This window comes from Pseudomonas sp. G(2018), from assembly GCF_005502415.1.
Taxonomy (GTDB): domain Bacteria; phylum Pseudomonadota; class Gammaproteobacteria; order Pseudomonadales; family Pseudomonadaceae; genus Aquipseudomonas.
The window spans coordinates 13142-34102 of record NZ_SCOO01000017.1; the positions used below are offsets into that span (position 1 = coordinate 13142).

At 60.5% G+C, this 20961-nt stretch carries 18 protein-coding genes; 13 read left to right on the forward strand and 5 right to left on the reverse strand.

The features are described 5' to 3' along the window. The first annotated feature begins 86 nt into the window (after positions 1–86). Positions 87–1388 carry an Nramp family divalent metal transporter gene (locus FFS64_RS17235; protein WP_137806382.1) on the forward strand — a complete coding sequence of 434 codons (1302 nt, stop codon included), beginning with the start codon at positions 87–89 and terminating at the stop codon, positions 1386–1388. A 48-nt stretch (positions 1389–1436) separates the two neighbouring features. Here FFS64_RS17235 and FFS64_RS17240 read toward each other — a convergent pair whose 3' ends face one another. Together FFS64_RS17240 and FFS64_RS17245 are read right to left on the reverse strand one after the other, a co-directional pair. After that, positions 1437–2843, reverse strand: coding sequence for an aldehyde dehydrogenase family protein (locus FFS64_RS17240; RefSeq protein ID WP_137806383.1), 1407 nt, complete (start codon positions 2841–2843; stop codon positions 1437–1439). Positions 2844–3132: 289 nt separating this feature from the next. Then, complete coding sequence (locus FFS64_RS17245; protein WP_137806384.1) at positions 3133–4197, reverse strand: alpha/beta fold hydrolase; 1065 nt, start codon at positions 4195–4197, stop codon at positions 3133–3135. Positions 4198–4569: 372 nt separating this feature from the next. Between FFS64_RS17245 and FFS64_RS17250 the strand changes: the two genes are divergently transcribed. From FFS64_RS17250 to FFS64_RS17265, 4 genes are all read left to right on the forward strand, one after another. Next, a complete protein-coding gene (locus tag FFS64_RS17250; RefSeq protein WP_137806385.1) occupies positions 4570–5568 on the forward strand; it encodes a bile acid:sodium symporter family protein in 999 nt (332 codons plus the stop codon). Positions 5569–5684: 116 nt separating this feature from the next. Further along, the gene (locus FFS64_RS17255; RefSeq protein WP_137806386.1) at positions 5685–6779 is read left to right on the forward strand and encodes an alpha/beta fold hydrolase; all 1095 of its coding nucleotides are present in this window, start codon (positions 5685–5687) and stop codon (positions 6777–6779) included. A gap of 60 nt (positions 6780–6839) precedes the next feature. Continuing rightward, positions 6840–7895, forward strand: coding sequence for an alpha/beta hydrolase (locus tag FFS64_RS17260; RefSeq protein WP_137806387.1), 1056 nt, complete (start codon positions 6840–6842; stop codon positions 7893–7895). Positions 7896–7913: 18 nt separating this feature from the next. Further along, positions 7914–9089: a carboxymuconolactone decarboxylase family protein gene (locus FFS64_RS17265; RefSeq protein WP_137806388.1), complete on the forward strand. Its 1176-nt coding sequence runs from the start codon at positions 7914–7916 to the stop codon at positions 9087–9089. Here FFS64_RS17265 and FFS64_RS17270 read toward each other — a convergent pair. Then, positions 9077–9970 carry a LysR family transcriptional regulator gene (locus FFS64_RS17270; protein ID WP_137806389.1) on the reverse strand — a complete coding sequence of 298 codons (894 nt, stop codon included), beginning with the start codon at positions 9968–9970 and terminating at the stop codon, positions 9077–9079. The two genes, FFS64_RS17265 and FFS64_RS17270, sit on opposite strands and share 13 nt — an antisense overlap. A 252-nt stretch (positions 9971–10222) precedes the next feature. Between FFS64_RS17270 and FFS64_RS17275 the strand changes: the two genes are divergently transcribed. Then, entirely contained in the window at positions 10223–11158 is a 936-nt protein-coding gene (locus FFS64_RS17275) for a Ppx/GppA family phosphatase (RefSeq protein ID WP_137806390.1), read from the forward strand. 248 nt (positions 11159–11406) lie between these two features. Here the strand turns inward: FFS64_RS17275 and FFS64_RS17280 are convergent, their stop codons facing one another. Then, positions 11407–12261, reverse strand: a complete 855-nt coding sequence (locus FFS64_RS17280; protein ID WP_137806391.1) for a LysR substrate-binding domain-containing protein — start codon at positions 12259–12261, stop codon at positions 11407–11409. Positions 12262–12396: 135 nt separating this feature from the next. On the opposite strand from FFS64_RS17280, the gene FFS64_RS17285 reads away from it, so the two are divergent. From FFS64_RS17285 to FFS64_RS17315, 7 genes are all read left to right on the forward strand, one after another. Then, positions 12397–13449: an agmatine/peptidylarginine deiminase gene (locus FFS64_RS17285; protein WP_137806392.1), complete on the forward strand. Its 1053-nt coding sequence runs from the start codon at positions 12397–12399 to the stop codon at positions 13447–13449. A gap of 4 nt (positions 13450–13453) precedes the next feature. Beyond that, positions 13454–14362 (forward strand): N-carbamoylputrescine amidase, encoded by a 909-nt coding sequence (aguB, locus tag FFS64_RS17290; RefSeq protein ID WP_137806393.1) that lies wholly within the window; start codon positions 13454–13456, stop codon positions 14360–14362. 1 nt (position 14363) lies between these two features. Further along, the gene (locus FFS64_RS17295; protein WP_137806394.1) at positions 14364–15467 is read left to right on the forward strand and encodes an extracellular solute-binding protein; all 1104 of its coding nucleotides are present in this window, start codon (positions 14364–14366) and stop codon (positions 15465–15467) included. 149 nt (positions 15468–15616) lie between these two features. Beyond that, positions 15617–16738, forward strand: a complete 1122-nt coding sequence (locus FFS64_RS17300; protein ID WP_137806395.1) for an agmatine/peptidylarginine deiminase — start codon at positions 15617–15619, stop codon at positions 16736–16738. A 79-nt stretch (positions 16739–16817) separates the two neighbouring features. After that, entirely contained in the window at positions 16818–17198 is a 381-nt protein-coding gene (locus FFS64_RS17305; RefSeq protein WP_137806396.1) for a RidA family protein, read from the forward strand. Between the two features lie 189 nt (positions 17199–17387). Continuing rightward, positions 17388–19385 carry a U32 family peptidase gene (locus FFS64_RS17310; RefSeq protein ID WP_137806397.1) on the forward strand — a complete coding sequence of 666 codons (1998 nt, stop codon included), beginning with the start codon at positions 17388–17390 and terminating at the stop codon, positions 19383–19385. Positions 19386–19643: 258 nt separating this feature from the next. Then, the gene (locus tag FFS64_RS17315) at positions 19644–20516 is read left to right on the forward strand and encodes a mechanosensitive ion channel family protein (protein ID WP_137806398.1); all 873 of its coding nucleotides are present in this window, start codon (positions 19644–19646) and stop codon (positions 20514–20516) included. 7 nt (positions 20517–20523) lie between these two features. Here FFS64_RS17315 and FFS64_RS17320 read toward each other — a convergent pair whose 3' ends face one another. Further along, entirely contained in the window at positions 20524–20928 is a 405-nt protein-coding gene (locus FFS64_RS17320) for a RidA family protein (RefSeq protein ID WP_137806399.1), read from the reverse strand. Between the last annotated feature and the right edge of the window lie 33 nt (positions 20929–20961).

The window sequence follows — 20961 nt, forward strand, 5'->3', positions numbered from 1 at the left end:
TTCAGCTTATTTTTAGTTGTACGACGTCGTATCAATTATGGTCGACTGCGCCGGTTCTCAAAAATACAATAATGGAGATTCCGTCTATGACCAGCGTCCCATCCGCTGTTCCCCAATCTGCGGCCCCCACCCAAAGCCGTCTCGCCCGAACACTCAAGCTGCTTGGCCCGGGCATCATTGCCGTACTGTCCTGGCTGGGCGCAGGTGACCTGATCACGTCATCGGTAGCCGGAGCCAATTACGGCTACGCAATGATGTGGGTGCTGGCGGTCTCCCTGCTCTTGAGATACTTGATCGTCAACATCATTGCGCGCTTCCAGTTGTGCAATAACCAGGGCATGACGATCCTGCAAGGCTATGCCCAGCTCCATCCGTTTTTTGCCTGGTTCATGCTCGGTTATGCCTTGTTGATGGGGCACTTGATGAACGCCTACATGATCAAGGGGGCGGGCGAGTCCCTGGCCATGTTGCTGAAGGTCGACTATCCATTGCTCTGTTCAGTGGCGGTGGTGCTGGCGGTCTGGTTACTGGTCGGTCGCAATATCTATTCGATGATCGAAGGCGTCATGAAGGTGTTGCTGGCGATCATGACGCTGGCGTTCATTGCCCTGGCCGTGATGTCCGGTCCCGATGTCGCCGGCATCGTCAAAGGCACCATCGGTTTCAGCATTCCGCCCGATGAAGGTGTGCATGGTGCACTGCTGGTCGCGGTGTCGGTCATCGGCGCGGTTGCCGGTTCGATCGCCAACTTTGTTCACCCCTACGTCATGCGTCAAAAGGGGTGGGTCGGGCCTGAACACAAGCGCATTCAGCGTAACGACCTGCTGTTTGCGGTGTTTGTCGGGATCGTCATCAACCTGGCCATCTGGATCGTTGGCGCGGAGATCCTGCGACCGAACGGCATTGAAGTCAAAACCCTGAGCGACCTGGGCAAAGCGCTGGAAATTTTCTTTGGCCCCATCGGTTGGTATGTCTTTTTCATCGGCGTATTCGCGACCCTGTTCGCCAGTATTTCGGGCAAGACCACAGCCTTCCCGATGCTCATTACCGATGCGTTGCAACACGTCAGCCCCAAGCGCCGCGAGCGTTACGGTAAAGAGTTCCACCATGACCCGATGCACAAGTGGTTCATGCTGTTCATTCTGGTGACGCCACTGATCTGGTCGCTCCCGGGCATGCCGGATTTCGTGACGCTGACCATCGGTGTGAGTGCACTGAACATCATCGGGTTGCCGGTCATCTCCCTGGGCTTGCTGATCATGTCCAACCAGAAGTCATTGCTCGGCAAGCAATACCGCAACAACCTGTTTGAGAACATCGCACTGCTTTTCGCCACGGGCCTGGCGCTGTGGGTCGCGTTTCAATTGGGCGTCGATCTGTTCGCCTGACATCCGGCTGCTTGTTCAACCACCGCGGTGTTCGATCACCGCGGTGCTTCAACCCCGCACAGCCCGAGAGCGCCAGACCATCATTTTCTCGACCTGCATGTCCTTCATGGTGTGCGGAATCCCGCCCACGCCATGCCCGGACAGACTCGCCCCGGCGAACGGCATCCAGTCGACGCGGAACGTGGTGCTTTCGTTGACCATCACCGCTGTGGCGTTCAGGTCCTGGTAGCACTGCATGGCGGTGTCCAGGTTTTGTGTGAATACCGCGGCCTGGAAGGCATAGGGCAGGGCATTGGCCAACTGGATCGCCTCTGCCAGTTCATCGTAGGCGTATACCGCCACCACCGGGCCGAACACTTCCTTTTGCATCACGCTCGAATTGATGGACGGGTTCAGCAGCACGGTAGGCGCATAGCAGTTGTTGCCCAATGTGCGACCTCCCGAGACGAGGCGCGCGCCACTGGCGACCGCTTCATTGACCCACTGGCCCACGCGGTTCATTTCACGTTCAGTGATCAGTGGACCGACATCGGTATACGGATCGGTCGGATCACCGACCACCATGGCGTCGCCCAACTGGCCCAGGCGCTCGGCGACCTGCTCGGCGATGCTGCTGTGGCAGAACACCCGTTGCACGCTCACGCAGACTTGGCCGGCGTGGAAGAAGCCACCGCGGGCGATGCGTGGCAGTGCGTCTTCAAGATCGGCATCAGCCGCCAGCACCACCGGCGCCGCTCCGCCGTGCTCCAGCGCGCAGCGGGTGCCCGGTGCCAGGGTCGAGCGCAACATCCAGCCCACCGCCGCCGAGCCGATGAAACTGAAGAAGCCCACCCGTGGATCGGACACCAGTTTGCCGGTAATGGCATTGTCGGTCGGCAGCACCATTTGCGCCCAACCCTGGGGCAGTCCCGCCTCGATCAGGATATCGACCAGCACCCTGCAACTGAGCGGAGTGTTGGTTGCCGGTTTGACGATCACCGGTGCGCCGACGGCGATGGCCGGTATCACTTGGTGCACGATCAGGTTGAACGGATGGTTGAACGCAGAGACGGCCACGACCACGCCGATCGGCTCGAATTGGGTGAACGCCACACGGTTTGCCGAAGCGGCGTTCAGGCCCATGGGGATCACGTGGCCGCCCTCGGAGCGCAAAACCTCGATGCTATTGAGGATGCCATCGATGCCGCGTTCGACTTCGGCGATCGAGTCTTTCAGCGGCTTGCCGCCTTCGCTGGCCGCTTGAGTGGCAATCTTGATTTTGCGTTCGCCAATCAACTCGGCGGCACGGAGCAAGATTTCAATGCGACGCGGCTTGGACAACCACTGGCTGCGATCGCGGAAGAGGCTGTGGGCGACAGTCAACGCCTGCTCGACATCGGCGTCTGTGGAAATCGCCACATGACCGATCACCGCGCCGTTATAAGGCGCGTGCACAGCCAGGGTTTGTTCAGACATGGGACTTACCTCGAATCTTACATTGACGGATTGCCGTTTCAGCGAGCCTTGGGACGTCAAAGGATCGCAGCCTGCGGCAACGCCTACAGGATCGGGTTTGCACACGCAAAGTGTAGGAGCTGCCGCAGGCTGCGATCTTTCAATCTGCCCAAGTGCTTGCCAGACATGGCGTCAAGGTAGTGCCGAGTGGGTATTTGGAAAACTGAATAATTCAGAAGCTTTTGTTCTTTTTTAGAGAAGACCTCCCGGAATCACCCGTAGGCGACTCCGGGAGCAGCAGGCGATGACCTTAAAGGTTATCGGCGTCGATGATCGCCTTGGCAAAGGCTTGCGGATCTTCTTGCGGCAGGTTATGGCCGATGCCGCCGGTGATCAGCCGGTATTCGTACTTACCGGTGAAACGCTGGCGGTAGTCCTCGGCTTTCGGATGCGGTGCGCCGTTGGCGTCGCCTTCCATGGTGATGGTCGGTACGCTAATGGACGGGGCCTTGGCCAGTTTCTGTTCCAGCGGGTCATACTTCGTTTCGCCTGGCACCATGCCCAGGCGCCAGCGGTAGTTATAGATCGTGATGTCGACGTGATCGGGGTTGTCCAGGGCGGCGGCGCTGCGGTTGAACGTGGCGTCATCGAACGCCCATTGCGGCGAAGCCAACTGCCAGATCAACTTGGCAAACTCATGGGTATTCTTTTCATAACCCGCACGACCGCGCTCGGTGGCGAAGTAGAACTGGTACCACCACTGCAATTCAGCTTTGGGCGGCAAGGGATTCTTGCCGGCGGCCTGGTTGCCGATCAGGTAACCGCTGACCGAAACCAGCGCCTTGACCCGCTCAGGCCAGAGCGCCGAGACGATACCCGCCGTACGCGCACCCCAGTCGTAGCCGCCGAGTACGGCTTGTTTGATTTTCAAAGCGTCCATGAAATCGATGACATCGCTGGCCAGAGCGGCGGGTTGACCATTGCGAAGGGTTTTGTCGGACAGGAAATGGGTATCGCCATACCCCCGTGCATACGGCATCAGTACCCGGTAACCCTTCGCCGCGAGCAAGGGCGCGACCTCGTCATAGCTGTGGATGTCGTAAGGCCAGCCGTGCAGGAGAATGACCACCGGGCCATTGGCCGGGCCGGTTTCGGCATACGCCACGCTCAGCAAGCCGGCATTGATGTGTTTGAGCGGGCCGAACGGGGTGTCGGTGGTGGTTGACGCACTGACGGGTGCAGGTGCTGCGGTGGCAGGGGTATTGGCCTGAGCGTTGACTGCTCCCAGTACACCCAATGTCAGAGCAAGAACGGTGGAACCCACCAGATGACGGCGATTTTTGTCGGCGTGTTTGTTCAACAAATGCACTTTCATGGTGGAGCTCCTTTTTAAATGTAGGTCAGGCGGGGGGAGGCCGTGGTTCACATTTAAGTGCAGGCAGGTATCCGGGCTATTTCAGAAACGCGTGCGGGTGAAGCGTTTTGTATCGTGGGGAAGTGTAGATACATTTCGATACAAGGCGGGGAAGGTTGTAGGAGCGAGCTTTGCTCGCGATGGACGTCCACGATAACGCGGGCTACCTGGATGATCGCGTTGCCTGGACGTTTATCGCGAGCAGAGCTCGCTCCCACAGAGGAATGACAGGTTTGTCCGTTAGGCGCTATCTACTGGCTTACTAGCGTTAGCCGGTAACCTTGTGGCGGAGTAGAGTCGAGGCCACACCCCTGGCAAACCCGGATGATCCCGATGACTCGCCCTCGCTTCCTACCCGACAACTTCACCCTGACCCTGATCGGCGTGGTGCTTCTCGCCAGTTTGCTGCCCGCCAGCGGGCAGGTGGCGGTGGGCTTTGGCTGGCTGACCAACGTCGCCATTGCGCTGCTGTTTTTCCTGCATGGCGCCAAGCTGTCCCGCGAATCGATCATCGCCGGCGCCGGCCACTGGCGCTTGCATCTGCTGGTGTTCAGCCTGACCTTCGTGCTGTTCCCGCTGATCGGGCTGGCACTCAAACCGGTGCTGTCTCCGATGATCGGCGCCGACCTGTACATGGGCATGCTCTACCTCTGCGCGCTGCCCGCCACGGTGCAGTCGGCGATTGCCTTCACGTCCCTGGCCCGGGGCAACGTGCCGGCGGCGATTTGTAGCGCGGCAGCCTCCAGTCTGTTCGGGATTTTTCTCACGCCGCTGCTGGTGACCCTGCTGCTGAATGTGCACGGCGAAGGCGGTTCGACCCTCGATGCCATCGTGAAAATCAGCGTGCAGTTGTTGCTGCCGTTCATTGCCGGGCAGATCGCGCGACGCTGGATCGGCGCTTGGGTGGGGCGCAACAAAAACTGGCTGAAGTTCGTTGATCAGGGCTCGATTCTGCTGGTGGTCTATGGCGCGTTCAGCGAAGCGGTGAACGAAGGCATCTGGCACCAGATTCCGTTGCGGGACCTGGCGGGGTTGGTGGTCGCATGCTGCGTGGTACTGGGTCTGGTATTGGTGGCCTCCACCGTGCTGGGCAAACTCTTCGGCTTCAATCAGGAAGACCGCATCACCATTCTGTTCTGCGGTTCGAAGAAAAGCCTGGCCACTGGTGTGCCGATGGCCCAGGTACTGTTCGCCGGCAGCACCATCGGCGTGTTGATCCTGCCGCTGATGCTGTTCCATCAGATTCAGTTGATGGTGTGTGCAGTGTTGGCGCAGCGCTATGCAAAACGCCAGGAAACGGTGGCGCAATTGATGGGGCAGGTTGACCCTTGATGGCTGTTCATTTGATTTATGCAAACCTGGTATCGGTGCTATCCAATTAGTGCCGTTTATCAATCAATGCTCGAAGGGTAAGTTGCCGCTCGACGATTTCGAATCGAGTGCAACCCATGCCCCAGAACCTTCTGCGCAAGTGCGTCCCCGCCGCCGCGAGGATGAGTACCCTCTGTTTCGCACTCAGTACCTGTGCGATCGCCAGTGCGAGCGAGCGCGCTCCGCTGGTCATCAAGGATCAGGGAAGCCTGTTCGCTGGCGGTGGGTTGCTCACTCAGCCGGGCACCTTTGATCCCTATAAACCGTTGCGCCCTGATGGCCAGAGCTACCACGGCGACCACGTCTATGCGTTCTACCAGGTTCCGGTTGACGCCCGTCCGCTGCCAATCGTTATGTGGCACGGCGCGGGCCAATCGGCGAAGTCCTGGGAAACCACGGCCGATGGCAGGGAAGGGTTCCAGAACATTTTCCTGCGTCGCGGTTTCTCCACGTACCTGATCGACCAGCCACGCCGTGGCGATGCGGGGCGCAGTCTGGTTGAGACGACGGTCAAGCCGATACCGGATGAGCAACTGTGGTTCAACCAGTTTCGCATCGGCCTGTGGCCCTCGACCTTCGAGGGCAGCCAGTTTCCCCGTGGACCGCAGGCGCTTGAGCAATTCTTGCGTTCGATGACGCCCAACACCGGTCCTTTTGACATTGAGGTCGTATCCGATGGCGTGTCCGCGCTATTGGACAAGACAGGGCCGGCCATCCTGTTCACCCATTCACAGGGTGGCGGGCCCGGTTGGCTGACGGCGATCAAGAACCGCAATGTGCGGGCCATCGTCGCGTTCGAGCCTGGCAGCAGCTTCGTGTTCCCGGAAGGCGAGGTTCCCGCGCCGATTTCCAGCGCGTTCGACACGCTCTCGGCACATGTCGTATCGAAGTCGCAGTTCGAAGCACTGACCCGCATCCCCATCCTGATCTTTTACGGCGACAACATCCCCGATAAACCCGTTCGGCTACCGGCACAGGACAGCTGGCGTGCCCGGCTGGAGATGGCGCGACTGTGGCGTGATGCGGTGAATCGCCATGGCGGTGACGTCAGGCTGATCCACTTGCCGCAGATCGGGATCAGGGGCAATAGCCACTTCCCGTTCTCGGACATGAACAACATCGAGATCGCGGATCTGGTTTCGGCCTTCCTCGCGGAAAAAGAACTGGATTGATCACAAGCACGGCCATGGTTGCCGTGCACCTTGCAAACAGAAATGGGCAGGAATACTCATATGACGCGAACCACGCTGAAGGCCACTTTTCTGGCCGCCATGATCGGGATGTCGGGAGCCGAAGTCGAGGCCGAGGATTACCAGCAGAACCCCTTCACATTGACCTACGGTGGTGCGATCACCAGGAACGAGCCAGGCAAGGTCAACATCCACCCTGTCACGTACAAACTCAATGGCCTGGATATATCCGCCAACGTTTACACCCCCGCAAACTATGACTCGGCCAAGCAATACCCGGTCGTCGTCGTGGCCCACCCCAATGGCGGGGTGAAGGAGCAGGTCGCAGGCCTGTATGCCCAGCGCCTGGCCGATCAGGGCTACATCACGATCACTGCCGATGCAGCGTATCAAGGGGCCAGTGGTGGTCAGCCGCGCAACGTCGACAAACCCGCGTACCGCATAGAGGACATCCATGGCATGGCGGATTTTATCGCCGGCTACCCGGGCGTCGATCGTTCGCGCCTGGGCTTGCTCGGTATCTGCGGCGGTGGCGGTTATTCATTGAAGGCGGCGCAAACCGACAAGCGCTTCCAGTCCATCGCAACCCTGAGCATGTTCAACTCCGGACTGGTGCGGCGCAATGGCTACCGGGATTCGCAACTGGCCACGATCCAGCAACGCCTGGAGCAAGCATCGGCGGCCCGCGCCCAAGAGGCTGCTGGCGGGGAGATTCTCTATACCGGGGATGCCAAGCTGACGGATGAGCAAATTGCCAAACTGCCATTTGATCTGTATCGGCAAGGTTTCGAGTACTACGGCAAGACCCATGCTCATCCCAACTCCACGTTCCGATACACCTTGAGCAGCCTTCTGGACCTGATGAGTTTCGACGCCACGGATCAGATCGAACTGATCGACAAGCCCTTGCTGATGATCGCCGGCAGCAAGGCCGACAGCCTGTACATGTCGGAGCAGGCCTTTGCCAAGGCCACAGGCACCCAGGACAAGAAACTGTTCATGATCGATGGCGCCACGCATATCGAAACCTACTGGGTGCCTGAGTATGTGGACGTCGCCATTGGCCAGTTGAACGCGTTTTACGCCAGAACGCTCTGACTTGAAGGAACCGAGATCATGAAAAACACCCTTCTGGGTATCGCAGTGTGCGCCGCGGCGCCCTTCGCCAGTGCTGCCGGGGCTGAAGCAGGGGCCAGTGAATCCCGGGTCGCCCAGCAGATCAGCCGTGCGGGCACCCAGGCATCGGCGGCGGGGCCGGCGGATTATTTCACCGGGCGGGTGCGGGTTGACCCCTTGTTTCCCGCTACCCGCGAAGTCAATGCATCGGGCGCTTACGTCACCTTCGAACCGGGTGCGCGTTCGGCCTGGCACACCCATCCCGCCGGCCAGCGGCTCGTAGTGGTTTCCGGTACCGGGCTGACCCAGGAGTGGGGCAAGCCCGTGGAGGAAATCCGCCCGGGGGACGTGATCGTTTGTCCACCCGGCGTGAAGCATTGGCACGGTGCCGCACCGACGAGCCCCATGACTCATCTGGCCGTGACCGGTGTGATGGAAGGCAAGAGCGTCCAATGGCTGGAGAAAGTCAGCGATGATCAATACAACGCGCGCAATGCCGTGGCGCCGCCTTCAATGCCAGCCGAACATCCCGTGTCCGAGGTGCTGTCCACTAAACAGCAGGCCATTCCATTGATTGCAGCCAGCATGGCCACCAGCAACATGCCGGGACTCAATGCTGCCTTGAATCAGGGGTTGGACGCGGGCCTGACCGTCAGCGAGGCAAAGGAAATACTGGTTCAACTTTACGCGTACAGCGGTTTTCCACGCAGCCTCAACGCGCTCGGCGAGCTGATGAAAGTGGTGCAAACGCGCAAGCAAAACGGCATTGAGGACGATCCGGGGCGCGAGCCCGGGCGCGTCATTCCCACTGGCGATGAACTGCTGGCGGTGGGCAAGGCCAACCAGACCCGCATTGCCGGCGCGCCGGTGCAGGGCCCGCTGTTCGATTTCGCCCCTGTCATCAATCAGTACCTGCAGGCGCATTTGTTCGGCGACATTTTCGAGCGCGATAACCTTGACTGGCAAAGTCGTGAATTGGCCACGGTTGCGGCGCTGGCCGTCACCCCCGGTGTGGAATCGCAACTGCGCTCGCACATGGCCGCCAGCCTGAGGGTCGGCCTGAGCCCGGGGCAATTGCGCCAACTGGCCCGGTTGTTGGCTGACCAAGGCCATACCGATGCGGCCAAGCGTGCCGGTGAGGCACTGCAAGCAACTCAGGCAAATCAATCCAAATAGCGCAAGGCTTCACGCAGCAGTGTGAAGGCCGGTGAACTCTGGCGCCGGCTCGGATAGTAGAGATGGTAGCCAGAGAACGGTTCGCACCAATCCGCCAGCACGCGAATCAATCGACCCTGGGCGACGTATTCCTGCACCAGATCTTCCGGCATATAGGCCAGCCCCAACCCCTTGAGGGCGGCCTCCAGACGCATGGCAATGTTGTTGAACACCAGTTGGCCTTCGACGCGGACTTTCAGCTCTTGCCCGTTTTTCTCGAACTCCCAGAGAAAGAGCCCACCGTAAGTGGGCATACGCAAGTTGATGCAGTTGTGCTGCATGAGATCGCCCGGAACGCCTGGCTTCGAATACCGGGCGAAATACTCCGGCGAGCCGACCACTGCCATTCGCATGTCAGGGCCAATGCGCATCGCGATCATGTCCTTGGCAACCTGCTCACCCAAACGGACGCCGGCGTCGAAGCCTTCGGCCACGATGTCGGTCAGTCCGTAGTCGACGATGATTTCAATGCTGAGGTCGGGGTTGTCGGGCAGTAGTTTCCCGAGTACGGGTTGCAGGATCGTGATCGCGGAGTGTTCGCCGGCGGTGATGCGCAGTTTGCCCGCCGGCTTGTCTCGGAATTCGCTGAGCAAGGCCAGTTCTGTGTCGATTTCTTCGAACCTGGGAGCAATCACCCGCAGCAACTGTTCGCCCGCTTCAGTGGCGGATACGCTGCGGGTGGTACGTGAAAGCAACCTGACGCCCAGCCGATCTTCCAGTTGACGCATGGCCCGGCTCAAGGCGGGTTGCGACATGCCGAGTCTGGCAGCGGCGCGAGTGAAACTGCGCTCCTGTGCTACAGCGGCGAAGATCGCGAGTTGGTCGTAGCTTTCAGCGGTCATTTATTCGATCCTGGTATGAACCAGTGGCGATTATGCCGCTAAAGCAGTGGGTAAGCTTCTGCAAAAAACATCACTTAAAAATCACGCCGTCAGGTTCGTGGGTGTGACGAAATGGTGGCGTCTCTGATATGGCGAAATTCACCTGCCTGTCATCGTGATGTCACCAACGCCGTGGCAGGATCGTCGCAAACCACCCTGAGCGACCGGTGCAACGCCGTTCGCGGGCTGATGTAACTGCCAGGAATCCCTCCCATGAAAGGTGACGCCTCCCTGTTTGCAGCCATTGACCTGGGCTCCAATGCGTTTCGCCTGATGATTGGCCAGTCGGTCAAACGCAACCAACAACTCATGATTCAGGAAGTGAAAACCCTGCGTGAGCCCGTACGTTTGGCCGAGGGGTTTCAAGGCGGGGCACTGGACGAATTGGCGCTGGATCGGGGATGGCAGGCGTTGGCGCGCTTCGGCAAGAAATTGCGCGGATTCGAAGCCGGGCGAGTGCGGGCGGTGGCGACCAGCGCCGTGCGTGAAGCCGACAATGCTCAATTATTCCTGGCCAGTGCGGAACGCCACCTGGGGTTTCGCATCGATGTCATCTCCGGCCAGGAAGAAGCGCATCTGGTCTACGCCGGTGTTGCCCATACGATTCCGTGTCAGCAGAGCATGCGCCTGGTGGTGGATATCGGCGGGGGATCCACCGAGTTGATTCTGGGGCGCGGCGCCCGGCCCCTGGTCACCGAGAGCATTGCCATCGGCAGCGGCACCTGGGGGGCGCGCTACTTTGCGGACGGCGGCATTACCGCCCAGGCGCTGCTCGAAGCCGAACGCGTCGCCATGCTTGAGTTTGAAAAGGTAGTCCGCCGTTATCGCGCCCAGGGCTGGCAGCAGACCATCGGCTCTTCAGGCACGGCGCGCATGCTGGCCAAAATACTCAATGGCAACGGGCTCAATGACTTCGGCCAGCGCGGCATTACCTACAGCGGCCTGCTGCGTTTGTCGCTGCGTCTGCTGGAAGTCGGGCATGTCAAAAAGCTGCGGCTGGCGGGGCTGCAACCCCATCGCCTGAGCATCCTGCCGGGTGGATTGGTGCTGATGCTGGCGGCGTTCAAGGTCTTCGGCATTTCCCACATGACACCTTCGGAACCGGGGTTGCGGTTCGGTGTGCTGCACGGCCTGATGTCCCGGCACTGAACCACAAAAACCGTGAGAGCGAGCCTGCTCGCGAAAGCGTCGTGTCAGTCGATACCAATGTTGAACGACCTGGCGCTTCGCGAGCAGGCTCGCTCCCACAAGTTGCCCCGACGAAATCTGGTTACTTCATTCAAGGCATCACAGGTGTTTTTTACGCTTCCTTATCCAGATGCTTGTCTTCTTTGTGCCGTACCTTTATTTCCAACCCGCTGGTCGATTGTTAATCCTGCGCAGAATTCCGATTCGGCTTATTCGATTTCCAGGTTTTTGATCAGCCACTCACTGAAGCTTCGCGCATTGTTCTCACTGTCGCGATGGGTCAACAACGCCCAGTTCGGGCCGCGGATGGTTTGCTCTACCAAGGGTTGCAACAGGCCGTTAGCGCGGGCCTGGCGACTCAGCAATTGGCTGACCAGCGCGATACCGAGCCCCGCGCACGCAGCGTCCAGCAGCAGGCCGGGATCGGAGAAGTTCAGCCCCTGATCCTGCTGGCCGACATCAATGCCGGCCTCCACCGCCCAATGACTCCAGTCCATTTCCCGTTCGCCGTGCAGGGTGGTGCGTTGTGCCTGCGGCTGTGCCAGCTGGTTCGGGTGACAGGCGGGGTAGAGGCGGTCGGCGTACAGCACCCTGAAGCTGCATTCGGCCTGGGAGCTGATGTCATCGCGTACGGCGATGTCGATGGTCTGGGTGGCCATGTCCGGCACTTCATCGGTACTGAAAATCCACAGATCGACTTCAGGATGCTGACGGCGGAAGTCACCCAGGCGTGGCAGCAGCCAATGGCGGGCGAAGGCCGGGGTGGTGTTGAGTACCAGTTGGTTGGGTTTTTGATACTGCCCGAGGCGACGAATGCCCACGGCCAGTTGTTGCAGCATGGCCTGGGTGGTGCTGAGCAGGTCGTGACCGGCATCGGTCAGGCTGACACTGCGGCCACTGCGAAAGAACAGGGGTTGTTCAAGGTACGCCTCAAGGCTGCGGATCTGCTGGCTGATGGCCGATTGGGTGAGGTGCAACTCGGCGGCAGCCTTGTGGAAACTGCCCAGGCGGGCGGCGGCTTCGAAGCCGCGAAGGGTACTCAGCGGCGGCCAGTGCTTAAGCATATTGATAAGATCCTCTAATCACTTTTCCGCAAAATCCATCGTTTGTTTGCCCGTTTTTACAGCCGTAGCATGCAGGCCATGACCAACAACGCAGCATTTGTTGAACACAATGGCTTAACTGAAAGGGCTTTTATCATGCAGCAGAATGAAATACCAAACACCGGTTGGATGATGCCTGCGGAATGGGTTCGGCACGCCGCGACCTGGATGGTCTGGCCGCACAATCAGGCCCTCTGGGAGTCGGGTTGGCGTGTGACCCTGGCGCAGGTGCAAGCGGATTTCGCGGGCGTGGCCAACGCCATTGCACGTTTCGAACCGGTGAAAATGGTCGTCGATCCGTCTGCTGTCGCCAGTGCCAAGGCCTTGTGTGGCGCCAACATCGAATTGATCGAGTTGCCGGTCAACGACAGCTGGTGCCGCGATTCCGGTCCGAGTTTCGTCTGCCATCCGCAGCAAGGCCTGGCCGGGGTGAGCTGGCGCTTCAATGCCTGGGGCGGCAAGTCGGCCCACGACCTGGACGAAGGCCTGGCGCGCCGCGCGCTCAATCAAATGGGCTTGCCGTGCTTCGGCACGCACCTGAGCAACGAAGGCGGGGCGATTCATGTCGACGGCGAAGGCACGCTGATCACCACCGAATCGGTGTTGCTCAACCCCAATCGCAACCCGGGCATGACCAAGGCCGAGATGGAGGAGATCTTCGCCCGGCTGTTGGGCGTGAAGAAAACCATCTGGCTGCCGGGCGATCCGGACTATGTCACCGGCGACATGACTGACGGTCATGTCGATGGCGTGTGTGCTTTCGCCCGTCCCGGTGTGTTGCTGGTGGACGCGACCCACGACCGCCAATCTGTGTACGCCGAAGTGGCCCGGGAAAACCGTCGTGCCCTGGAACTGGCAACCGATGCCAAAGGGCGCAAGTTCGAACTGATCGAACTGTATGAAGCCAGCGAAGCCGTGGACACCGAGGCTGAAGTGTTCTGCGCGTCCTACACCAACTTCTACATCGCCAACGACGCGATCATCATGCCGGCCTATGGCATTGCGGCTGACCACGCGGCGGCCGAAGTATTGGCTCAGGCGTTCCCGGGGCGCGAAATCGTACCGGTGCGCATCAACAACCTGGCCCATGGTGGTGGCGGGGTGCATTGCATCACCCAGCAACAGCCGGCCTGGCCGGTGGAGGGTTGATGCCATGACCGTGTTGACCATTGCTGTCACCCAGATGCCCTGCACCTGGGACCTGCCACACAACCTCGATCAGGCCGAGCAACTGGTGCGCGAAGCAGCGGCCAAAGGCGCCCAGGTCATCCTGCTGCAGGAGCTGTTTGCCACGCCGTATTTCTGTATCGAGCAAAGTCACCAACATCTGGCGTTGGCCCAGGAGTTTCGCGACAGCCCCGTACTCAAGCGCTTTGCCGCGTTGGCCCGGGAGCTGGGCGTGGTGTTGCCGCTGAGCTGGTTCGAGAAAGCCGGCAACGCGTACTTCAATTCCTTGTGTGTAGCCGATGCCGACGGGCGCTTGCTGGAGGTGTATCGCAAGACTCACATTCCCAACGCCATCGGCTATCAGGAGAAGGAATACTTCAGCCCCGGCGACACTGGTTTCCGTGTCTGGGACACGGCGTTCGGGCGTATCGGCGTGGGTATCTGCTGGGATCAGTGGTTCCCCGAGACCGCTCGCTGCCTGGCCTTGATGGGCGCCGACGTGCTGTTGTTTCCCACGGCCATCGGCTCTGAGCCCGGCTGCGCCACGCTGGATTCCCGTGACCACTGGCAAATGACCATGCGTGGCCATGCGGCCGCCAACATCCTGCCGGTGGTGGCGTCCAATCGCGTCGGCCGGGAAGCGGCGACCCTTGATCCGACCTTGCAGATGAGCTTTTACGGCTCGTCCTTCATCTGCAACCACAAAGGCAAATTGCTCGCCGAGGCCGACCGTGACAGCACCGGTGTACTGGTGCACAGCCTCGACCTGGCCGCCATGCGCGAAGAACGCCTGAGCTGGGGCATCTACCGCGACCGTCGTCCGGAGATGTACGGAGCGCTGTTGAGCCAGGACGGTCGCCACATCCACGCACGCTGGAACACTCAAGGGGTCTGACATGCCTACGTTCAACAGACTGTTACCCGGCGTCCTGGGATTGGCCATCAGTTGTGCGATGCCATCGCTGCACGCCGAGGAGAAAACCCTGCGGCTGTACAACTGGGCCGATTATTTTGCCGAGGACACCCTGAGCCGGTTCACCGCCGAAACCGGGATCAAGGTGATCTACGACGTCATGGAGGGCAGCGAGACGCTGGAAGCCAAGATGCTGGCCGGCGGCAGCGGCTATGACCTGATCTTCCCCGGCGACACCGTGGCCGAGCGCCTGGTGCGCGCCGGCAGCCTGCAGCCGCTGGACCGCTCCAAACTCACCGAACTGGCCGACATCGAACCCGGTCTGCAAAAGCTGCGCGGGCAGTACGAGCATTCGGGCCAGGCCACCGTCCCTTATACCTGGGGCACTATCGGCGTGACCTACAACGCCGAGCAGATCAAGCAGCGCGTGCCCGATGCCCCGGTCAACAGCCTGGACATGTTGTTCAAGCCTGAATTGGCCGCGAAGTTTGCCGATTGCGGTATCTCGATGATCGATTCACCGGACGAAGTGCTGGCGGTGGTACTCAACTACCTCGGTCGCGAGCCGCGCAGCGCCAAGCCTGAAGACCTCAAGGCGGCGAGTGAACTGCTGGCCGGCTTGCGGCCGTACATTCGCAAGTTCCAGTCGCAACCGGTGACCGACCTGGTGAATGGCAACCTGTGCCTGTCCCTCGGCTACAGCGGCGACATGACCCAGGCCCAGCGCACCTCGGACGCCACCGGCAAGAAGACCACCTTCCAGTACCGCATTCCCCGCGAGGGTACCACGGTATGGATGGACACCATGGCGATCCCGGTCGATGCCAAACATCCGGAATACGCCTATGCGTTCATCAACTTTGTCATGCGTCCGCAGAACATGGCCGCCATCAGTAATTTCACCGGTTACCCGACCTCCAACGCCAAGGCCCGGCCGAGCGTCGATGCGTCGATGCGCGACAACCCGGACATCTACATCGATGAAGCCACCTATGCTCGATTGATCCCGGGCAAGGACATTCCCCAGGCCGACATGCGGGCGCGCATGCGCACCTGGACCAAGTTCAAGACCGCTACCGGCCAGTGAATCCAGCACTGCCCCTGTGGGAGCGGGCTTGCCCGCGAAAGCGGTCGATCAGTGACTTTGATGTTGGCTGACAGGACGCCTTCGCGGGCAAGCCTGCTCCCACAGGTCCAGCGTTCAGCCGGGCGTTATTAATGTTCAGGAACAATTGCATGTCAACGCGTCGCGAATTCATCAAACAGGCATCGGTTATCGCCGGTGTGGGAGCCGCCTTCATGGGTCTTGGCCTGAGCCCGGTGTCAGCGCTGGCGGCCAGCGAAGGCCGCTGGTACATGCCGGATGAAGGCGACAAGCACGAACAGGCCTTCATCGCCTTCGGCGCACAGGGCGCCATCTGGGAAGACTTCACCCCCGACGTGCAAGCGGCCCTCGGCCGGATCGCACGGACCATCGCCGGTTATGAGCCGGTCACCGTGTTCTGTCGCGAGAGCGAGCGGGATCTGGCCGAAGAACATTGCGGTACCGCCAACATCACCTACGTCATCACCGAACTCGACGACATCTGGATGCGTGATATCGGCGCCAATTTTGTCGTCGATGGCAACGGCGAACTCGGCGCCGTGGACTTCAACTTCAACGGCTGGGGCAACAAGCAGCGGCACGGCAAGGATGCACAGGTGGCGAAGCAGGTTGCCCATCGCGAAGAGGCCCGTTACCAGCGCAGTGAATTGGTGGGCGAGGGCGGTGGCATCGAGGTGGACGGTCATGGCACCGGGATCATGACCGAAAGCAGCTGGATCAATGCCAACCGCAACCCAGACTGGAGCAAGGCCGAGGTCGAGCAGGAACTCAAGGACCGTTTAGGCTTGCGCAAAATCATCTGGCTGCCGGGCATCAAGGGCAAGGACATCACCGATGCCCACGTCGACTTTTATGCCCGTTTCGTCAAGCCGGGCGTGGTGATCGCCAACCTCGACAGCGACCCCGAGTCCTACGACAGTAAAGTCACACGCGCGCATCTGGAGATTCTCAAGAACGCCACGGATGCTGATGGCCGTAAGTTGCAGGTACACACGGTGTCGCCGCCGCTCAAGCCACGCAAGAGCAAGTTCAGCCGGGACAACCCGGATTTCGCCGCCGGCTACATCAACTATTTTGTGATCAACGGGGCGATCATTTCGCCCGAGTTCGGTGACAAGGCGGCCGATCGCAAAGCCTTTGATCTGCTGTCCGAGCTTTATCCGGATCGTGAGGTGGTGCAGCTCAATATCGACGCCATCGCGGCCGGTGGCGGTGGCATTCACTGCGTCACCAGCCATCAGCCGTCGGTATAGCCGGTGGTGTTTTGCGGCAGTTACGGAGGTGTCTGGTAAACTCCCGACACAAATTTACCTCCTCAAACAAGAGAGCCCCATGGCCAACCAAGACATCACCTTCACGCCCGATCCTGACCAGGATTCCATTTCCTCCGACGTCGCCGCGTTCAACGGCATCCTGATGTCCACCCAGATCCCGACCCGCGCCGACGGCAGCCTGGAACTGGGCGACATCACCCTTCAGAGCGAATGCACCCTGCAAGCGCTCAAGGTCGCGCTGGAGCGTGCGGGCAGTTCCATGGACCGCGTCATGCACCTGACCATCTACCTCACCGACATGGCCGACCGCGCCGCGTTCAATGAAGTCTACAAACGCTACTTCGCCAAACCCTGGCCAGTGCGCGCCGCCGTTGGCGTTGCCGCCCTGGCAGTCGAAGGCATGCGCGTGGAAGTCGTCGCCATGGCGGCCAAGGCCTGATCCCGGCAACACCCCGCCCCCTGTGGGAGCTGGCAAGCCAGCTCCCACAGGTTCAAGTCGTACACACCTATTGCAATCGCCACAAGGGTTTCAGACTTCTGGCTGCCACCCGGCAGCACACGGATGCCCATCAGGCATTTCGCCGCTACAATGCGCACCTCGACCGTGACAGCCTGACTAAAAAAAACTATGTCCTTGCCCAAGCATCACCTGGAATTGCTCAGCCCCGCCCGCGACGTAGCCATCGCCCGCGAGGCCATCCTGCATGGCGCCGACGCCGTGTACCTCGGCGGCCCGAGCTTCGGCGCGCGCCACAACGCCTGCAACGAAGTGAGCGATATCGCCAGCCTGGTGGAGTTCGCCCATCGCTACCACGCCCGGGTATTCACCACCATCAACACCATCCTGCACGACAACGAACTGGAGCCAGCGCGCAAGCTGATCCATGAGTTGTATGATGCCGGTGTCGATGCGTTGATCGTCCAGGATCTGGGTGTGATGGAACTGGACATCCCGCCGATCGAGCTGCACGCCAGCACCCAGACCGACATCCGCACCCTGGCGCGGGCGAAGTTCCTCGATCAGGCCGGTTTCTCGCAACTGGTCCTGGCCCGCGAGCTGAACCTTCAGGAAATCCGCGCCATCGCCGACGAGACCGACGCTGCGATCGAGTTTTTCATCCATGGCGCGCTGTGCGTGGCGTTCTCCGGCCAGTGCAACATTTCCCATGCGCAGACCGGTCGCAGTGCCAACCGTGGCGACTGTTCCCAGGCCTGCCGACTGCCTTACACCCTCAAGGACGAGAAGGGCGGTGTGATCGCCTATGAGAAGCACCTGCTGTCGATGAAGGACAACAACCAGAGCGCCAACATCCGCGCCCTGGTGGAAGCCGGCGTGCGTTCGTTCAAGATCGAAGGACGCTACAAGGACATGGGCTATGTGAAGAACATCACCGCCTATTACCGTCAGCGCCTGGACGAGGTCCTCGAAGATCGCCCTGACCTGGCCCGTGCTTCCAGTGGCCGCACCGCGCACTTCTTTGTGCCCGACCCGGACAAGACCTTCCACCGTGGCAGTACCGACTACTTCGTCAGCGAACGCAAGATCGACATCGGCGCCTTCGACTCGCCGACCTTCACCGGCCTGCCGGTGGGCGTGGTGGAAAAAGTCGGCAAGCGCGACCTGATCGTTGTCACACAGGAACCACTGTCCAACGGCGACGGCCTCAATGTGCTGGTCAAGCGCGAGGTCGTGGGCTGGCGGACCAACATTGCCGAACCGAAAGGCGAGTTTGAAGAGGACGGCGAAAAGCGCTATCGCTACCGCGTCGAGCCCAACGAGATGCCCAAGGGGCTGCACCAACTGCGCCCGAATCATCCTCTGAATCGCAACCTGGACCATAACTGGCAGCAAGCCCTGCAAAAGACCTCTGCCGAACGCCGCATCGGCGTGGCCTGGGTTGCACGCCTGGACGAGCAGCGTCTGCAACTGACGGTCACCAGTGAGGAGGGCGTTAGCGCCAGTGTCGCTCTGGACGGCCCGTTCGGTCTGGCCAATAAGCCGGAGCAGGCACTGGAGCAATTGCGTGACCTGCTGGGTCAGTTGGGCACCACCGAATACCACGCCACCGACATCAAGCTCGATGCGCCCCAAGCGTTCTTCATTCCCAACTCGCAGCTCAAGTCGCTGCGCCGGGAAGTGATCGAAGCGCTGACTGCGGCACGCATCAAGGCTCACCCACGGGGTGGCCGCAAGGCCGAAACCAATCCGCCGCCGGTGTACCCGGAATCGCACCTGTCGTTCCTGGCCAACGTCTACAATCAGAAGGCCCGGGATTTCTATCACCGTCACGGGGTCAAGCTGATCGACGCGGCCTACGAGGCGCACGAGGAACCGGGCGAAGTGCCGGTGATGATCACCAAGCACTGCCTGCGTTTCTCCTTCAACCTGTGCCCGAAACAAGCCAAGGGCGTCACCGGCGTGCGCACCAAAGTGGCGCCGATGCAGCTGATTCACGGCGATGAAGTGCTGACGCTGAAGTTCGACTGCAAACCCTGCGAGATGCACGTGATCGGCAAGATGAAGGGCCACATCCTTGACCTGCCGCAACCGGGCAGCGTTCAGCCGGTCGTTGGCTACATCAGCCCGGACGACCTGCTCAAGACCATCCCCCGCGCCCCGCACTAAGGGCACAAAACCTGTGGGAGCGAGCCTGCTCGCGAAGAGGGCATCACACTCAACATCAATGTTGACTGACCCGCCGCCTTCGCGAGCAGGCTCGCTCCCACAGGGTTCTGTGGCACGCACATGCTGTGAGCACCCTGGATGCCTGTGGGAGCGTGGCTTGCCCGCGAAGACGGCAGCCGATTCACCCCACGCCCGAACTGGCGACCCGCTAAGGCTGTGCTAGCGTCTTGAGGTCTACCCTCATTTGCGAGCTTCGCCATGGACGAGACCATCGTTAACGTAACAACCGAGAAGTTCAACGCGGTCATGGCCGTGATACAGGCCTATGGTGTGGCCTTCGCGGTCAAGGTTCTGAGCGCCATTGCCTTCTGGATCGTCGGCCGCTGGCTGATCGGCTTTGCCGTCGGCATGGTGCAGAAAGCCCTGGGCAAGCAGCAGGTGGACCCGACCGTGCTGCGCTATGTAGGCTCGGCCATCACCGTGACCCTGAACATCATCCTGGTGATCGCCATCCTCGGTTACCTGGGGATGCAGACCACCACCTTCGCGGCACTGCTCGCCGCGGTCGGCCTGGCGATCGGCATGGCCTGGTCCGGGCTGCTGGCGAACCTGGCGGCCGGTGCCTTTATCATTGTGCTGCGTCCGTTCAAGGTTGGTGACTTCATCTCGGCGGGCGGGGTTGTCGGAACCGTCATCGAGATCGGCCTGTTCGCGACCGCGATCAACACCCCGGACAACGTGCTGACCCTGGTCGGCAACAACAAGATCTTCAGCGACAACATCCAGAACTTCACCCACAACCCGTTCCGTCGCGTCGAACTCAAGGCGCAGCTGTCCGGTGCCGCCGACTGGAAAGCGGCCGCGGCCTTGCTGAAAGAGAAGATCGCCGCCATCCCCAATGTGCTCGAAACACCTGCGGTCGACGTGGAAATCCTCGAGTTCAACCTGGTTGGACCGGTGTTGGCGGTTCGTCCGTACTGCCATAACGAGCACTATTGGCAGGTGTATTTCGACACCAATCGCATCATCAAGGATGCCCTCGGTGAAGCCGGTTTCCCGGCGCCGATGCCGGCACAGACCGTGATCTTCCAGCAGGGCGCGGCGCTGCCTGGCGGGCTGGTCAAGGAGTGACCGCCGCTCAGCTTCCCGCGGTTTCGGGAAGCCTGGCGATAACCTTGATCTCGAACTGGAAGCCATAGAGCCAGGTGACGCCGACGGCGGTCAACGTCGGGTGCGGCGCCTGGCCCCAGAACTCGGGTACCACCTTCCAGATCGTCTCGAACCTTGATTCGGGATCGACGATGAAGACGGTGATATCCACCACATCATCGAAGCTGCAACCGGCAGCGCCCAGAATCCCATTCAGGTTGTTGAACGCTTGCCGGACCTGGGTCTCCAGATCCGGTTCGGGCGAGCCGTCTTCGCGACTGCCCACTTGCCCCGAAACGAATAAAAAGCCATTGGAACGGATCGCCGGCGAGTAGCGATTGCGCTCATACAGCGCCTGGCGGCCGGGTGGAAAAACAACATCACGCTTTGTCATACAGACCTCCATCAGCGGATCAAAACCGATCCG

Coding starts and splice junctions, on each gene's coding strand:
- FFS64_RS17280 (WP_137806391.1), bottom strand. CDS start 12,261: ATGCTTAAGCACTGGCCGCCGCTGAGTACCCTTCGCGGCTTCGAAGCC.
- FFS64_RS17245 (WP_137806384.1), bottom strand. CDS start 4,197: ATGAAAGTGCATTTGTTGAACAAACACGCCGACAAAAATCGCCGTCAT.
- FFS64_RS17235 (WP_137806382.1), top strand. CDS start 87: ATGACCAGCGTCCCATCCGCTGTTCCCCAATCTGCGGCCCCCACCCAA.
- FFS64_RS17320 (WP_137806399.1), bottom strand. CDS start 20,928: ATGACAAAGCGTGATGTTGTTTTTCCACCCGGCCGCCAGGCGCTGTAT.
- FFS64_RS17250 (WP_137806385.1), top strand. CDS start 4,570: ATGACTCGCCCTCGCTTCCTACCCGACAACTTCACCCTGACCCTGATC.
- FFS64_RS17310 (WP_137806397.1), top strand. CDS start 17,388: ATGTCCTTGCCCAAGCATCACCTGGAATTGCTCAGCCCCGCCCGCGAC.
- FFS64_RS17305 (WP_137806396.1), top strand. CDS start 16,818: ATGGCCAACCAAGACATCACCTTCACGCCCGATCCTGACCAGGATTCC.
- aguB (WP_137806393.1), top strand. CDS start 13,454: ATGACCGTGTTGACCATTGCTGTCACCCAGATGCCCTGCACCTGGGAC.
- FFS64_RS17315 (WP_137806398.1), top strand. CDS start 19,644: ATGGACGAGACCATCGTTAACGTAACAACCGAGAAGTTCAACGCGGTC.
- FFS64_RS17270 (WP_137806389.1), bottom strand. CDS start 9,970: ATGACCGCTGAAAGCTACGACCAACTCGCGATCTTCGCCGCTGTAGCA.
- FFS64_RS17260 (WP_137806387.1), top strand. CDS start 6,840: ATGACGCGAACCACGCTGAAGGCCACTTTTCTGGCCGCCATGATCGGG.
- FFS64_RS17255 (WP_137806386.1), top strand. CDS start 5,685: ATGCCCCAGAACCTTCTGCGCAAGTGCGTCCCCGCCGCCGCGAGGATG.
- FFS64_RS17240 (WP_137806383.1), bottom strand. CDS start 2,843: ATGTCTGAACAAACCCTGGCTGTGCACGCGCCTTATAACGGCGCGGTG.
- FFS64_RS17275 (WP_137806390.1), top strand. CDS start 10,223: ATGAAAGGTGACGCCTCCCTGTTTGCAGCCATTGACCTGGGCTCCAAT.
- FFS64_RS17265 (WP_137806388.1), top strand. CDS start 7,914: ATGAAAAACACCCTTCTGGGTATCGCAGTGTGCGCCGCGGCGCCCTTC.
- FFS64_RS17300 (WP_137806395.1), top strand. CDS start 15,617: ATGTCAACGCGTCGCGAATTCATCAAACAGGCATCGGTTATCGCCGGT.
- FFS64_RS17285 (WP_137806392.1), top strand. CDS start 12,397: ATGCAGCAGAATGAAATACCAAACACCGGTTGGATGATGCCTGCGGAA.
- FFS64_RS17295 (WP_137806394.1), top strand. CDS start 14,364: ATGCCTACGTTCAACAGACTGTTACCCGGCGTCCTGGGATTGGCCATC.